17 protein-coding genes are annotated in these 13,812 nt (G+C 35.4%); 6 read left to right on the forward strand and 11 right to left on the reverse strand.

All coding sequences use genetic code 11. From position 1 onward, the window contains the following. Positions 1–11 precede the first annotated feature (11 nt). Both J4050_RS05225 and J4050_RS05230 read left to right on the forward strand, forming a co-directional pair. Positions 12–458 (forward strand): FixH family protein, encoded by a 447-nt coding sequence (locus J4050_RS05225; RefSeq protein ID WP_208152986.1) that lies wholly within the window; start codon positions 12–14, stop codon positions 456–458. A gap of 2 nt (positions 459–460) precedes the next feature. After that, a complete protein-coding gene (locus tag J4050_RS05230) occupies positions 461–1,162 on the forward strand; it encodes a sulfite exporter TauE/SafE family protein (RefSeq protein WP_208152988.1) in 702 nt (233 codons plus the stop codon). Positions 1,163–1,259: 97 nt separating this feature from the next. Here the strand turns inward: J4050_RS05230 and J4050_RS05235 are convergent, their stop codons facing one another. After that, a complete protein-coding gene (locus J4050_RS05235) occupies positions 1,260–2,093 on the reverse strand; it encodes a universal stress protein (protein WP_208152990.1) in 834 nt (277 codons plus the stop codon). Between the two features lie 10 nt (positions 2,094–2,103). Continuing rightward, positions 2,104–3,468, reverse strand: coding sequence for an oxygen-independent coproporphyrinogen III oxidase (gene hemN, locus J4050_RS05240; RefSeq protein WP_208152992.1), 1,365 nt, complete (start codon positions 3,466–3,468; stop codon positions 2,104–2,106). Positions 3,469–3,551: 83 nt separating this feature from the next. On the opposite strand from hemN, the gene J4050_RS05245 reads away from it, so the two are divergent. From J4050_RS05245 to J4050_RS05255, 3 genes are all read left to right on the forward strand, one after another. Then, the gene (locus tag J4050_RS05245; RefSeq protein WP_208152994.1) at positions 3,552–4,040 is read left to right on the forward strand and encodes a YdeI/OmpD-associated family protein; all 489 of its coding nucleotides are present in this window, start codon (positions 3,552–3,554) and stop codon (positions 4,038–4,040) included. 57 nt (positions 4,041–4,097) lie between these two features. Next, entirely contained in the window at positions 4,098–4,679 is a 582-nt protein-coding gene (locus J4050_RS05250; RefSeq protein ID WP_208152996.1) for a superoxide dismutase family protein, read from the forward strand. 123 nt (positions 4,680–4,802) lie between these two features. Next, positions 4,803–5,984, forward strand: a complete 1,182-nt coding sequence (locus J4050_RS05255) for an LETM1-related biofilm-associated protein (RefSeq protein ID WP_208152998.1) — start codon at positions 4,803–4,805, stop codon at positions 5,982–5,984. Positions 5,985–5,997: 13 nt separating this feature from the next. Here the strand turns inward: J4050_RS05255 and J4050_RS05260 are convergent, their stop codons facing one another. From J4050_RS05260 to J4050_RS05300, 9 genes are read right to left on the reverse strand one after another with little or no spacing between them, the layout of a single operon-like run. After that, positions 5,998–6,753 carry a LytR/AlgR family response regulator transcription factor gene (locus J4050_RS05260; RefSeq protein ID WP_208153000.1) on the reverse strand — a complete coding sequence of 252 codons (756 nt, stop codon included), beginning with the start codon at positions 6,751–6,753 and terminating at the stop codon, positions 5,998–6,000. Positions 6,754–6,755: 2 nt separating this feature from the next. Then, a complete protein-coding gene (locus tag J4050_RS05265) occupies positions 6,756–7,229 on the reverse strand; it encodes a DUF2306 domain-containing protein (protein ID WP_208153002.1) in 474 nt (157 codons plus the stop codon). Further along, positions 7,226–7,552, reverse strand: coding sequence for a 2TM domain-containing protein (locus J4050_RS05270; RefSeq protein ID WP_208153004.1), 327 nt, complete (start codon positions 7,550–7,552; stop codon positions 7,226–7,228). The genes J4050_RS05265 and J4050_RS05270 overlap by 4 nt, the downstream gene beginning before the upstream one ends. 14 nt (positions 7,553–7,566) lie before the next feature. Next, the gene (locus J4050_RS05275) at positions 7,567–8,697 is read right to left on the reverse strand and encodes an amidohydrolase family protein (RefSeq protein WP_208153006.1); all 1,131 of its coding nucleotides are present in this window, start codon (positions 8,695–8,697) and stop codon (positions 7,567–7,569) included. Between the two features lie 19 nt (positions 8,698–8,716). Further along, the gene (locus tag J4050_RS05280; RefSeq protein WP_208153008.1) at positions 8,717–9,061 is read right to left on the reverse strand and encodes a 2TM domain-containing protein; all 345 of its coding nucleotides are present in this window, start codon (positions 9,059–9,061) and stop codon (positions 8,717–8,719) included. 11 nt (positions 9,062–9,072) lie between these two features. Continuing rightward, entirely contained in the window at positions 9,073–9,375 is a 303-nt protein-coding gene (locus J4050_RS05285) for a 2TM domain-containing protein (RefSeq protein ID WP_208153010.1), read from the reverse strand. A gap of 12 nt (positions 9,376–9,387) precedes the next feature. Further along, positions 9,388–10,743 (reverse strand): histidine kinase, encoded by a 1,356-nt coding sequence (locus J4050_RS05290; RefSeq protein ID WP_208153012.1) that lies wholly within the window; start codon positions 10,741–10,743, stop codon positions 9,388–9,390. Positions 10,744–10,767: 24 nt separating this feature from the next. Next, positions 10,768–11,388, reverse strand: a complete 621-nt coding sequence (locus J4050_RS05295) for a tetratricopeptide repeat protein (protein WP_208153014.1) — start codon at positions 11,386–11,388, stop codon at positions 10,768–10,770. Between the two features lie 12 nt (positions 11,389–11,400). Then, positions 11,401–11,907, reverse strand: coding sequence for a DUF2141 domain-containing protein (locus J4050_RS05300; RefSeq protein WP_243878554.1), 507 nt, complete (start codon positions 11,905–11,907; stop codon positions 11,401–11,403). Positions 11,908–12,005: 98 nt separating this feature from the next. Here J4050_RS05300 and J4050_RS05305 point away from each other — a divergent pair, with 98 nt between their 5' ends. Further along, on the forward strand, positions 12,006–13,811 hold the full coding sequence (locus tag J4050_RS05305; RefSeq protein ID WP_208153016.1) for a serine hydrolase: 1,806 nt from the start codon (positions 12,006–12,008) through the stop codon (positions 13,809–13,811). Position 13,812 lies beyond the last annotated feature (1 nt).

Here is a 13,812-nt window from a genome sequence, read left to right on the forward strand (position 1 = left end):
ATAAAATTGAAATGAAAATTAATTGGGGAACTGCAATTATAATAGCGATAGTAGGATTCATGTCCTTTATTATGTTTTTTGTAATAAAAATGAGTACAAACGATAAGTACGATCATGATTTGGTAGTTGAGGACTATTATCAAAAAGAGCTGCAATTCCAAATGGATATAAACAAAGAATCTAATTCTAAAACATTAGAAACCAATGTATCATGGAAAAAAACGGATGACGGTATTCTCATAACCTTTCCGCCAGAATTAGATTTTACAAAAATTGATGGTAAAGTGTTCCTATATAGACCATCTAATAAACAATTAGATTTTGAAATCTCAATTTCTTTATCTAACCACAATTTGCTCATACCTGACAAAAGTTTATTGGATGGTCGTTGGAACATTTCAATCGATTGGACCTATGAAAATCAACCTTATCTTTATAAAGACGCTATGACGTATTAGGTATGTTATTGTCTGCACTTATATTAGGTTTATTAGGAAGTTTACACTGCGTAGGAATGTGTGGACCAATAGCTTTTATGTTACCCGTAGATCGTTCTAATTCCATAAAAAAAGTAAGTCAAATTACAGTTTATCATATTGGGAGACTATTGGCTTATAGCATTCTAGGACTTTTATTTGGTATTGTAGGCAAGAGTTTTTACCTGTTTGGTTTTCAACAACAACTTTCAATTATTGTTGGTGCTTTAATGATAATATTAGTAATTGTCCCTTACAAAACCTTAGGAAAATACAATTTATCAAGACCCTTGAATCGATTGATTTCCAAAGTAAAAACTAGTCTTGGACAAGCCTTAAAAAAGAAAACTGCAGATACATTTATAACAATCGGTTTCCTTAACGGATTTTTACCTTGTGGATTAGTCTACATGGCAGTTTTTGGTGCTGTGGCTACTGGCAGTATTCTCCAAGGGAGCTTATATATGATTTTATTTGGAGTTGGAACGATACCTTTAATGACCTCAGCTATCTATCTAGGAAAATTCTTGAACAGCAATATAAAACAGCGTATACAAAAAGCTGTACCCGTATTTGTAATTATCATTGGTGCTTTATTTATCCTTCGAGGTCTTGGGTTAGGTATTCCATACTTATCCCCTGCCCCTGTTGTAGAAATGGCTACTAGCGCAATTAATTGTCATTAAAAATTAGAATTCTTTAGACATAAAAAAACGCCAAAGTAAAAACATTGGCGTTTCTCTTGATATAAATTAAACATTACTAACAAATAAACATCAAGAACTATATTTTAAAGGTCATTACGGGTAATGTAGAGTGATTGGCAATATCCTCAGAGATACTGCCTTCGAAGAAATGAGCTAATCCTTTACGACCGTGAGTAGCCACTGCTATTAAATCGGCACCAATGACATTTGCATAATTTAAAATACCCTTTTCTATAGAGTAATCACATACAATATGCACCTTTGTTAAATTATCTAAGCTACCATCTGCCTTTTTCAGGAATAACGACACTTTTTTATCGATTTCCGTTGAACTTCTAAAATTACCATCTGGAGAATTAACGTAAACCAAATGCATATTTACTCCAAGCTTTTCAAATGTCACCTTGGCATTGAGATAAGGCGTAATAGCTTCATCAGAAAAATCACTGGCAAAGACACCATTCTCAAAATCTAATAATATGGGGTTATGTTTAATAACCAAAACAGGAATGTCTGCATGGCGTACCACTTTCTCTGTATTAGATCCAACAAGGACCTCCTTAACACCACTAGCACCATGCGAACCCATTACAATTAGGTTGGCATCATGTTCGTTAGCAACATCATTCACTTCACTAAAGACTTTAAAATGCTTCACAATACGATTTACTTTAATTCCCTTGAGATAAGGTTTATCTAAAAAAGCATCAAACTTTTGTTCCGCTAGTTTTAAATAAAACACAGCTTCTTCATTAATGTTAGTGCCATTTGAAGTTAAGATAGCATTTGAGAGTTCTAACATATGTAAAACAAAAAGCTCAGAGCCATACTTTTGAGCCAGGTTGGCTGCGGCTTCGAGAGCAAACTCGGAGTGTTCGGAAAAATCTATTGGTACTATTATACGTTTCATAGCTGTAGTTTTAAATGGTCATTGAAAATAATTGGGTGTCTGGCTTTTTACGCTGTAGCAATAAATCAAACGCCAAACAAATGTTTCTAATAAAAGGTCGCCCTTTTTCTGTAACGGAAATTTGCTTACGTTCAAACCGCAGCAATCCGTCTTGTTCAAATTCTTTAAGCTTTATTAATACTTCTGGTAATTCATTAAAGACCATTTCTGGATGTAACCATGAGGTTTTAAGATGGCACATTAGATTTAGAATATGTTTTCTGATTACCAAATCTTCAGATGTTAAAATATGTCCTCTGTATACCGGAAGAATACCTTCCTCTATCAAATGATAGTACTCTTCAATGGATTTTACATTTTGAGCAAAACCATACCAGCTATCACTTATTGCAGATGCACCAAGGCCTATCATGGCTTGTGTTTTAGATGCCGTATAACCCATAAAATTTCTATGGAGTGTTTCATTCTCTATGGCCCTATAAAGGTCATCGGTTTTCAGAGCAAAATGATCCATTCCTATTTCTACGTAACCCGCATTTTCAAGTAATTTCTTACCAATTTCGTACTGCTGACGTTTAGAATCTGGATTAGGTAAATCCTCATCCTTAAAGCCTCGTTGACCGTTTCCTTTAATCCACGGTACATGCGCATAACTATAAAAGGCTATTCTATCTGGCATTAAATCTTCTGTATGCCTTACCGTTTTAATAATATCTGTTTCCGTTTGAAAGGGTAATCCAAAAATGATATCGTGTCCAACTGAAGTGTAACCAATTTGCCTAGCTAGTTCAGTAACTTCCTTTACCTTATCAAACGATTGTATTCTATTTATCACCTTTTGAACCTTTGGATTATAATCTTGCACGCCAAAGGACACGCGCCTAAATCCTAATTCAAAAAGTGTTTCGAGATGTTCTCGCGAGGTATTATTAGGATGACCTTCAAAGCTAAACTCATAATTTGGGTCCAAATCTGAGACTTTGAGTAATTCTTCAACAAAAAACTTAAGATGTTGCGGAGTGAAAAATGTAGGTGTGCCTCCACCTAAATGCAGCTCTTTAATTTTCGGTTTTCTATTAAATAAACGTCTGTAAAGCTCCCACTCCCTTAGGAGAGCTTTAATGTAGGGCAACTCCACCTCATGACGTTTAGTTATTCTCTTATGGCAACCACAAAAGGTACACAAGCTCTCACAAAAAGGTAAATGAACATAAATACTCAGACCTTCTTTGGTATTACTTTCTTCAAAGGTTTGCATAATTGACGTTTTCCATTTCTTTGAAGAAAAAGACATAATATCCCAATATGGAACTGTGGGATAGCTTGTGTAGCGTGGACCTGCTACATTGTATTTCTGAACTAGGTTGTGGCACATACTAATTAATCATTCTCAAAATTACTTCCAGCAATCATTAAATAATATGATATTTGTCATGTAACCCCTTTATTTACTGCGATATGTTAAAAAGTATTCCTTTTGAAGTATCTCTTGCTAACAAACAAAGTATTATTTTACCTAGTGAATACATTGCTCAATTTATCACCAACAAGCATAAACGCATTAAAGTTAAAGCGTCCTTTAAAGATAAAAAGCTTGAGTTTTACGCAGCCTTGAAATATGAAAAATCAGGACTATTCCGCATTTACTTTAGCAAGGCCAAACAAGCAGAAATGGATATATTCCCTAACGATTATTTTACCCTCCAGGTATTTGAAGATAACTCTAAATATGGTGTTGAGCTTTCGGAAGAATTTGAAGCTGTTTTAATAAGCGACTATGAGGCCTTCACTATTTTCGAATCTCTCACCCCAGGAAAACAACGTAGCATTATCTATGCGATTTCCCGTTATAAATCTTCTCAAACTAAAATTGATAAATCCTTAATCTTTACAACCAACCTAAAACGAGGAATTACGGACCCTAAACAATGGTTGAAGCAAAATTAAAGATTTGCCTAAACGATGTCATATCCTTAACTTTATAAAAAATCTAAACAAACCAACATGAAAACTAAAGTATTAGCTGTATTGGCATTAAGTTTAATTTTGGCAACAGCCTGTAAAAACGCAACAAAAAAAACTGAAGAGACTGTAGAAACTGAGGTTGAAGAAGTTGTCAATGACACCAATATGTCAAAAACACTAACTGTAACCTTAAATCCAAAAAGCGATAGTAATGTATCTGGTACCGTTACATTTACTGAAAAAGAGGGTAAAATAATGATGACAGCAGATATGACTGGGCTTTCGGAAGGGACACATGCCATACACATACATGAAACAGCAGATTGTAGCTCTCCAGATGGCAAATCAACTGGAGGTCATTGGAACCCAACTGCTGAACCACACGGAAAATGGGGCGATGAAGTCGGTTTTCATAGAGGCGATATCGGTAACTTCGAAGTTGGTTCTGATGGTATTGGCACTATTTCCATGACTACAGATAAGTGGTGTCTTGGTTGCGATGACCCTACTATGAACATTATGGGTAAAGCCATAATTGTGCACGCTGGTGCTGATGACTTTACCTCTCAACCATCTGGTGCCGCAGGTGCACGTATTAGTTGTGCGGGGATTATTGAATAACAGCATCAAAACATATGTTTAAGCCATCTTTAGGGATGGCTTTTTGTTTAGCTGATACTTAAACTTTAACCGCACAGAGCAAATTAAAATAAAAACTATCTTTAAAGTAGAAACATTTAGCCTATGAATCCTTCGGCAAATGGATGGATAAAAAAATTACTCAACGAGAGTGCCTTAAAGGATTTTACAGAAAAAGATGATGTAAAATACTATAACACCGTGCGTTCTACTGGGTTCATTTATGGCACCAACATCAACCTCGTCACGGATATTATTGAATCCTTTGAACTATCGGAAGAAGAGCGATGTAAAATTAATTTACTCCTGAGTTTCTTCTACATGTATGAAAATGCGGCGCAAACAATAAATTTTGAAGATAGCCTTATTGATTATTACAAAACTGTAAGCGAACAAAAGCGCTCTTTTTTTGAAGATTTGTTCTCAAAAAAATCTACATATGGTTTACTAGAAGATATAATTCATAAACGTATTCACATAGATGATAATTTTTTGGCAAAAAGCTTCAATTATTTTTTAATCAATGCCCTTCTATTTGTAGATGTTTTGGGTTACAAACATTATCTCGACCAAAAAAAGAACACAAAGACTTACGTCAATACTATAGAATCTTCTATTGAGACGATTGTGTTTTCAGTAATTGAGGCAAAGCAAATCAAGTCTGAATATGATGATAACCTCATAAGGTTATTCAAAAGTTCTGTACGCCACAAAAATTCAAGTCTTCCCTCCCTTGAAAATGCGATAGACAGTATTAAAGACCCTCTAGAAAAATGGTATGTCATTGATTTGGTCTGCATGGCTTCTTGGAGCGATAAGGTTATTGACAAAGATGAATTAGAATTTTTGAATAAGTTGAAGGCTAGTTTAGATGTAGATTTCGGTATCATTTCTAATTCTATCGATAGTATTAATACGTTTTATGAAGACCACAAAAATGATGTTGCGTTTCTCAGTTCTAAAAATTTGGCCCAAAGTTTATATGACAACAGCAGCAAGGTTGTAACTAAACTTATTAAACGAAACAGTAAACGCTTAATTAAAGAACTTACCGAAAGTAAAGAGGCATTAGCGTTGCTGGCTAAATCTACTCAACGTAATCTTACAGATGAAGAGCAGAAGAAGGTACAGACACAACTCATGGATATTTTTAAGTCTATTCCTAGTTTAGCCATATTTATGCTTCCTGGCGGTATGCTACTTATGCCATTATTTGTGAAGTTTATTCCTAAACTTTTACCATCTGCCTTTGACGAAAACAGAATTGACAAGAAGAAAGAGAATTAAAGTTTCTGTGAAGTTATTCTAACCAATTTTTAAACTCCTTTACACGTTCCCTTGCAACAATGACATCATGTTCATTAAAACGATTCAATTTAATTTGAAGTCGAGAATTGGTATAACTGATTATATCTTTAATGGCATTGATGTTTACATAAAATTTACGGCTCACTCTAAAAAATAGATGTGGCTCTAGTTCATCTTCCAATTGATCTAAGGTCATATCTAAAAGGTAATTTCTGCCTTCATTAGTGTAGGCATAGGTACCTTTATTTTCAGAGTAAATACATTCAATGTCCTCAACATTTATGAGCTTAATATGCTGCCCCACTTTGACCGAAAACCGCTTTTTATACTCACGCTCAATAGGGTTAACCAATAGTTTTTTAATGTCATTAAAGTCTAGAGTAACAGCTTGATTATAACTTTTCTGGGTTGTGTATTGCTCAACTGCCTTTTTTAAATCGTCCTCATCTATAGGCTTTAATAGATAATCGATACTATTAAGTTTAAATGCTTGTAAGGCATATTCGTCATAAGCAGTAGTAAAAATTACGGCCGATTTAATATCTATAGTTTCAAAGATCTCAAAAGACAATCCATCACTGAGCTGAATATCTAAAAAAATTACATCAGGATGCGGGTTTTTCTGAAACCATTCTAGCGCTTCCTCAACGGAATGCAACATGGTTTCAGCGGTTATATTAATGGCTTTCAACATGCGCTGAAGGCGACGTGCTGAAGGTTTTTCGTCTTCGATGATTATTACGTTCATATTTAAAGATTAATTTTTTTAGCTTTTTTATTAATAATTATTCCGCCTATCATTGCTGTAAGTACCGTTGCTAAAAGCACCATCCACCAAAATTCTTTCATATTTCCAACGAAGCGTGTTCCCACCTCTGACCAAAAGGCACAGTACAAACCAACAACAGACCAGCTCATAAAATAATAATGATATCCAAGCCAATTCTTTTTCTTTTGAAGTGTTGGAAACATACCACCAAAAATGCTGGCTAAACTAACAATAGCAAAAAAGTGAAAAAGACTAAATCCTCCAAAGTTTACAATAAAAAAAGAGCTGATGTTTAAGGCCAGCATAGAGACCACATAAACATATCCCACTCGCTTGTGAAAAATGGTTCCCTTTGGATTAAATATGACAACAAGTCCGGTTATCATGGCCATTACCGAAGTTGTAAAATGAAACCAACCTATGGTACCTTGTATGATATCGTTCAGATAATTCATTCTTGTTTTTCTGCTTTTTCAGTCGTTTCATTTTGACTTAAATAGGTACTCATTTTTTTCTCTTCCCAGCGCTTGCTAAACAATAATCTACCCTTAAAAACACGCCAAGCATGTAAGCTAATAAACATGGTCCAGAGCACCAAGGTGATAATATTTAGGGCTATAATGTTGTCTTTATACTCACCTTGAACAATATATAAATTGTAAAGGATAAGACTCACCAATACAATGTATCCAACGAAATGAACATAAAAGAGTTTGAGCCGTCGTAAGCTCTTCATTGCAGCGTCTCTGCGCTGCTTATCTTTAAATGTTGTGCTCATCTTTTGATTAATTTTTAGTTGACTTTGACTCCTTTTTTCCAGATACTCTGTATTTTTTCTATTGTAGAAATATCTTCAGTCACGTCGCCATCTATTAATAAAAGGTCCGCGAAATAACCCTTCTTTATATAGCCTATATGTTTTAAACTAAAAGCACTTGCTATATTACTTGTTCCTGCTTTTAACACCTCAACTGGTTTTAAGCCAGCTTCTTGTAAAAGTCCTAACTCCTTATATAAATCCGTACCATAATTGATACCTAAATTAGGTGGATCCGTACCTGCAAGTAAAAGAATTCCTGCTTCGTGTAATTTTTTTATCTCAGCTAATAGCTGAGTTTTATTCATAAATTTTTGAGCCGCTTCTCCCATACTCTCAAAAGCCTTAAGTGTTGTCAACAAAGTTGGAATTACAAAAAATGTTTTGTCTGTGCTTAGACTATTCAGTTGCTGATCGCTAATAGGTTTATCCCACCAAATATGTACTAAGCCATTGGCATTATTAGATAAGACGTCAATAGCATCTTCTAATCTGCTTACATGTACAACCGCTATTTTTTGGACCTTGTGAGCTTCTTCAATAACAGCTGTAACGGTTTCAGAATCTAAGGTCTTTTTCCAAGGTTCTACAATAATTTTAATATAATCTACATTGGCCTTAATTCTGCCTTCAATGAACGTTTTAGCATCATCTGGTCCAGACAAAGTAGGTACGGGAAACCCAAATTGTGTACCGTGGCCTTCTGGTACTGTAGCGGCATAACCTGCTACATAGAATCTTGCATAATTGGTAGAATCTTTTAATTGACGCATTACAACCTGATAAGGTTCTACACCATGCATATCCATAACGTTTAAAACACCTGCCCTAGCCGCTTGTTGCAGGGATTGAGGTGCCCAAGCGTGAACATGAGCATTAGATAAAGCAGGTATCAACGTTTTATTTGCACCATCGATAATTCTTACAATGCCAGTTGTATCTACTGTAGGTCCTATTTCTGAAATTAAGCCATTATCAACACGAACTGAGGTTTTCTCGATTACTGTTTCACCATCAAAAACTTTGACATCAGTTATTACAAAACGCTCCTGAGCTACAAGCTGCATTAAAAGACCCGAAATAAAAAGAAATGCTAAATTCTTCATGAGTTGCGGTTTCTGAATTCTAATTCCAATCTTTGTGTTCTTTATCCATAAATTCTTTTATTTTTCGCTGTTCCCAATCCTTTCCAAAAATAAAGTCTGGTCCAAAAACACCTAAAAAATGAAAGAGCAATCCTATACCCCAAAATATGGCCGTAGCATAGGGTCCAAAACCTCCAAAGCCATCGTCAGAATTAAGACCTATCAATAATATTAAAAAGGCGTTAACGATAATATATACAGCCAAGTGCCAGTAAAAGCCTATCAGGGAATCTACTTTTTTCCTTGCCCTCATGTAAGCTTCCTCCCTTCTATAATCGGACGTTTCATTTTTATCTTCATATGGTTCTATACTATATTTTTCCATGATAATTTGTTTTATTCATTGGACATTTCCCTGTCCATATATTCATTGATTTTTTTCTCTTCCCATTGGCCACCAAAGCGGACCATAAAGAAGTGAAACAGTAAAATACAGCCCCAAACTACCCAAGTACTTAAGACATTTAGGCTTATCAATTCTTTGGTGAAATCATCCCAACTAGATAGATTACCATAAATTTTAAATGCCGTAATCCCAATATTTACCAAGATAAAGACCACTAGGTGGTTATAAAATCCTTTTTCGCGCTGTACACGATTCTTTGCTCTGATATACTTTAAATTTCTACTTTCTTCCATGATACTTTGGTATTACTTGATACGGTTTTCGTCATCCTGACGCATATACTCCTCAATCTTACGTTCTTCCCAACGTGCACCAAAGGCACCATTATCTATAAATACGCGATATGCCTGAAATACCAGACTTAATCCCCAGCCTGCCATAGGAAACCAAAACCATTGAATGGTATAAGGTGTAAACTTATACCAGATAAAAATGAGAAATGGGATTACAATAACGTAAGATAAAAGGCTGTAATAAAACCCTTTAAGTTCTTCTACTTTTTTACGTGCACGCACGTAATCGTCGTTTAGCCTTTCTGGACTTGGTAATGTTCTTCTCATAATTGATACTTGTTTAGTGAGCATTGGAATGCCAACCGCAAAATCCTTATCTCGTTGATTGATGACTACTTTTTTATCTGACAATAAATCGTAACGCTGCTTTATATTTTCTAAGCCCACGCCACTGCTCTTTTTTACAATTTGCTTTGGTTGAAGATTGTTCATTACAACGAGGTAATTTCCGTCTTCATAGATTTTTATATGTAAAGGCTTACTAGAAGTTACCATATTGTGCTTAACCGCATTTTCTAGCAATAATTGCAATGATAGCGGTACCACCTTACTCTCAGGATTTGAGGCTTTATCTGGGATTTCAAAAATGATACTATCCTCAAATCGCATTTTTAGCAAGGACATATAAGTCCGAGCAAAATTTAACTCTTCGTCTACGGTAACCAACTCCTTATTTTTTTGTTCTAAAACATAGCGATAGACTTTAGACAATGAGGTTGTGAATTTTTGGGCACTGTTCGGGTTTTCCTCTATAAGACTTGTTAAAACATTAAGGCTATTAAATAAAAAGTGAGGGTCTAGTTGATTTTTTAAGGCATCAAATTTTGCACTGGCTGCTCCTGCAATAACTTTTTGCTCCTTTACTTTAGTTTTCTGTAATTCCTTGTAATAAAAAACCGCATGAAAAAATAATGAGATGACAAGGGTAATCAGTAAGGCACTCAGATAGAATTCAACACGTTCAGAAGTCCAAAATTCTAAAAGACTCTCACCTTCAATGATTATCTCAATAAAAGCCCGAACAAAAAATATGGTAATAAGTGTAATAAAAACCGAGCCGAAGAACCCAATAGCTATTCTGTACTTGTCATATTTTTGCCATACTACCTTTTGGTTGATATAGTCGAAGTACTCTGAATTAACCAAAGTTAACGGTACTGAATAAATTAAATAGTACAGAAACGTTCTAAAAAACTGATTGTTAAATGCGAGACCTAAACCAGAGAAGTAACGTATAGCCTGATCAACAAGCATAATTACTACCCCTACTAGGATTCCAGAAAATACTGTTTTAAAAAATCGTTTCATTGTAATTTAAATTATAAAATAGCACTATTTACATTCTGTAATTGCCTGCTTAGCGCGCTGTTCTCCCCAGCTAGGATGAAATTCACTTCTAGCCTCAAAATTCTCAAAAAGAGTTAGCGTTGCCTCCATTTTTTTGCAAAATGGTGCTGTATCCTGACCAAAATATTTAGCACTACCCATATCCCACTCTACTTTACCAAAAGCTACCCTAGGATTATTTGGTGCTATAGCTTGGGCCTTATTGTATAGCTCCGATATTTTAGCAGAATACTTCATGCCATAGGTCATACCATCAAAGGCAATCCAATTGGTAAGAACCTGTGCTTGTATAACCATAAGTTCTGGGTTATTCTCGCTTAAACCCATTGCTATGTCAAGATGTTCTTGAGCTTTGTCTAATTGTGCTTTCAAAACAGCCTCATCTGTAACCCCCCAACTTTTTAGACTATTGATTTGTGCAATATAGTAATGTGGCAGCCAATTGTCTTTTTCGGCTTTTGCAATACGCTCAAACAGATTTTCAGCCTCTTCCGTTTTATCAGCACTCCAAAGCTCAAAAGCTTTTCGCATTCCGTTTTCATAATTGCTTTGTGCAAGGCTTAACCCGGAAATGGTTAAAAATAGTAGTAAGATGATTCGTTTCATGTTAATGTGAGTTTATAAGTTAATCGCTATTTCTAAATTCTGGTTCAGGTCAAATTTGGCGTCCTTCCATTTTGGTGGTCCCATAAATCCTGAAGCATCATTAGAACATCCATAATCTTCCTTAGGTATACCCATAAAATTGGTGTCCATTTTGCCATTATCATTTTCGTCATGGAAAATAGATACAGCATATACGCCTTGGGGTATATCCGTGAATACTACCTTGCACGTTTTGTCAGTTATTATACTTGTAGTACCCTGATATGAATTCTCTAAAAAATCCGCTTCAGAAGCGTAAAGTGCAATAAAGACCTTACCGTCACTACTATCCAAGTCATTCACTGTAACAGTAACATTAAAAGTAGTTTGAGCATCAACTTGTGTTGAAAATATCTGAACTAAAACAATAACTAATAAGCGCAATAAGGTATTCATGTTGTTCATTTTATTATGTGATACAAATATCTTCCACAGATAAAGATATTTAAAAGAAGCCTTACCGAATTGTGTTTTTTCCATGATGAATTGTAATTTTTAAAAAAATATAGGAAAAATAAGTAACTTACAGACACCTTTAAGTACTCATAGAACACAAAGTAGTAACTAAATTCAATCTTATGCCAACGCGATTACTCAGCATTACCCTTATCTGTTTTACCTGTTTTCTTTTTTCACAATCCGATAAACGCCTAAAAGGCATGGAAAAAGAATTGAATTCCATTTTAGAAACAAGTAAAGCTCCAGGCTTTGCCATTGCCATCGTAGAGGGTGACAAAATAGTCTACGCTAAAGGGTTTGGTTACAGGGATGTTGAAAATAAAATTCCTGTAGATGCCAATACCCTATTTGCTATTGGATCGTCGACAAAGGCCTTTACTTCTTCAATATTAGGACTTTTAAGGGCGGAAGACAAAATAGACTTTAACAATTCACCAAGGGCGTATGTTCCTGATTTGGAATTTTATAATGACGAACTAAACAACAATGTTATCATTAAAGATTTAATGCGCCATACCACAGGTTTACCTCGGCATGATGGTGCCTGGTACTTTTTTCCAAGCCATGATAAGGACAGCTTAATAATGCGCTTAAAGTACCAAGAACCTTTTGCAGGTGTGCGCCAACAATGGTATTACAATAATTTTGGCTTTTTGTTACAAGGCGTTATTGCAGAAAAACTGACCGACTCTACTTGGGAAGAGCTAATAGAACACAAATTTTTTAAGCCATTAGGCATGGCTAATTCTAGAACCATAATTTCGGGCATGAAAGAAAGTGACAATGCTGCTTTTGGCTACGAACTGGATAAGGATCGAAATATTACTAAAATGGACTATTACGACATTGCCGGCATGTCTCCCGCTGGGAGTATTAATAGTAGTGTCAACGATATGAGCAAATGGCTTATCACTTGGATCAATAATGGTAAATACAAGGACCAACAAATTATCCCAGAAGACTATGTAAAAGAGGCCATGAGCTCCCAAGCTGTAGCAGCTGCAGGAGTGCCAAATGAAGAATTACCAGATGTGCAGTTTGCAAATTATGGCTATGGATGGTTTCTACACTCTTACAAAGGGCACTACACGGTAGAGCATGGTGGCAATATCGACGGATTCACAGCTAGTGTGGCCTTATACCCTACTGATTCTTTGGGCGTTGTAGTATTGGCCAATCAAAATGGTTCTGCTGTGCCACGATTAGCGCGTAATATAGCTGCAGACCATATGCTAAAATTAAAAAAGACCGATTGGGCCGGTAAGTATAAAAAGGACGTCGAAGAAGGACTAGAAAAAATGAAGGAAGCCGAAGAAAAAACAGAGCAGTCTAATGTAAAAAATACGAGACCATCGCATATAAATATTGAATATACAGGTAGTTATGAAAATAAAGGCTACGGTAAATTTGATATCGTTTTAGAGCGCGATTCTTTATTTGCAACCCTTAACGGAGAGCGAAACTACCTTCGTCATCATCATTACGATGTTTTTGAATTACTAAGTGTCAATGAAGGAAAAATTGATACCACTGCCATAGGCCAATCTCTTAAGGTGAACTTTACCACAAATTTTGCAGGTGATATTGATTATCTAAAAGTGGAAATTGAACCCACCATTGACCCTATTTCCTTTAAGCGTACGCCTAATACCATTGAGATTGATGAAGATACTCTTAAAAGCTACGTTGGTTTGTACGATTTAATGGGTACCGAGATAAAAACCTACCTTAAAGATGACAAGGTTCTCTATGTCTTTGTCCCTGGACAGCCTGAATATGAGATGGTACCTGTAGGCAAACACCGCTTTAATTTTAAAGTTCTAGAAGGCTATAAGGTGGAATTTACAGAAAAAAACGGTTCTATCACCGAGCTTAAGTTTATTCAACCTAATGGAACCTTTGCTGCGCAACGCAAAAAAGAATAAA

This window comes from Winogradskyella pelagia (assembly GCF_017581965.1).
Lineage (GTDB): Bacteria > Bacteroidota > Bacteroidia > Flavobacteriales > Flavobacteriaceae > Winogradskyella > Winogradskyella pelagia.

Coding starts and splice junctions, on each gene's coding strand:
- J4050_RS05300 (WP_243878554.1), bottom strand. CDS start 11,907: ATGGAAAAAACACAATTCGGTAAGGCTTCTTTTAAATATCTTTATCTG.
- J4050_RS05285 (WP_208153010.1), bottom strand. CDS start 9,375: ATGGAAGAAAGTAGAAATTTAAAGTATATCAGAGCAAAGAATCGTGTA.
- J4050_RS05225 (WP_208152986.1), top strand. CDS start 12: ATGAAAATTAATTGGGGAACTGCAATTATAATAGCGATAGTAGGATTC.
- J4050_RS05295 (WP_208153014.1), bottom strand. CDS start 11,388: ATGAAACGAATCATCTTACTACTATTTTTAACCATTTCCGGGTTAAGC.
- J4050_RS05265 (WP_208153002.1), bottom strand. CDS start 7,229: ATGAATTATCTGAACGATATCATACAAGGTACCATAGGTTGGTTTCAT.
- hemN (WP_208152992.1), bottom strand. CDS start 3,468: ATGTGCCACAACCTAGTTCAGAAATACAATGTAGCAGGTCCACGCTAC.
- J4050_RS05270 (WP_208153004.1), bottom strand. CDS start 7,552: ATGAGCACAACATTTAAAGATAAGCAGCGCAGAGACGCTGCAATGAAG.
- J4050_RS05230 (WP_208152988.1), top strand. CDS start 461: ATGTTATTGTCTGCACTTATATTAGGTTTATTAGGAAGTTTACACTGC.
- J4050_RS05305 (WP_208153016.1), top strand. CDS start 12,006: ATGCCAACGCGATTACTCAGCATTACCCTTATCTGTTTTACCTGTTTT.
- J4050_RS05235 (WP_208152990.1), bottom strand. CDS start 2,093: ATGAAACGTATAATAGTACCAATAGATTTTTCCGAACACTCCGAGTTT.
- J4050_RS05280 (WP_208153008.1), bottom strand. CDS start 9,061: ATGGAAAAATATAGTATAGAACCATATGAAGATAAAAATGAAACGTCC.
- J4050_RS05255 (WP_208152998.1), top strand. CDS start 4,803: ATGAATCCTTCGGCAAATGGATGGATAAAAAAATTACTCAACGAGAGT.
- J4050_RS05245 (WP_208152994.1), top strand. CDS start 3,552: ATGTTAAAAAGTATTCCTTTTGAAGTATCTCTTGCTAACAAACAAAGT.
- J4050_RS05260 (WP_208153000.1), bottom strand. CDS start 6,753: ATGAACGTAATAATCATCGAAGACGAAAAACCTTCAGCACGTCGCCTT.
- J4050_RS05275 (WP_208153006.1), bottom strand. CDS start 8,697: ATGAAGAATTTAGCATTTCTTTTTATTTCGGGTCTTTTAATGCAGCTT.
- J4050_RS05250 (WP_208152996.1), top strand. CDS start 4,098: ATGAAAACTAAAGTATTAGCTGTATTGGCATTAAGTTTAATTTTGGCA.
- J4050_RS05290 (WP_208153012.1), bottom strand. CDS start 10,743: ATGAAACGATTTTTTAAAACAGTATTTTCTGGAATCCTAGTAGGGGTA.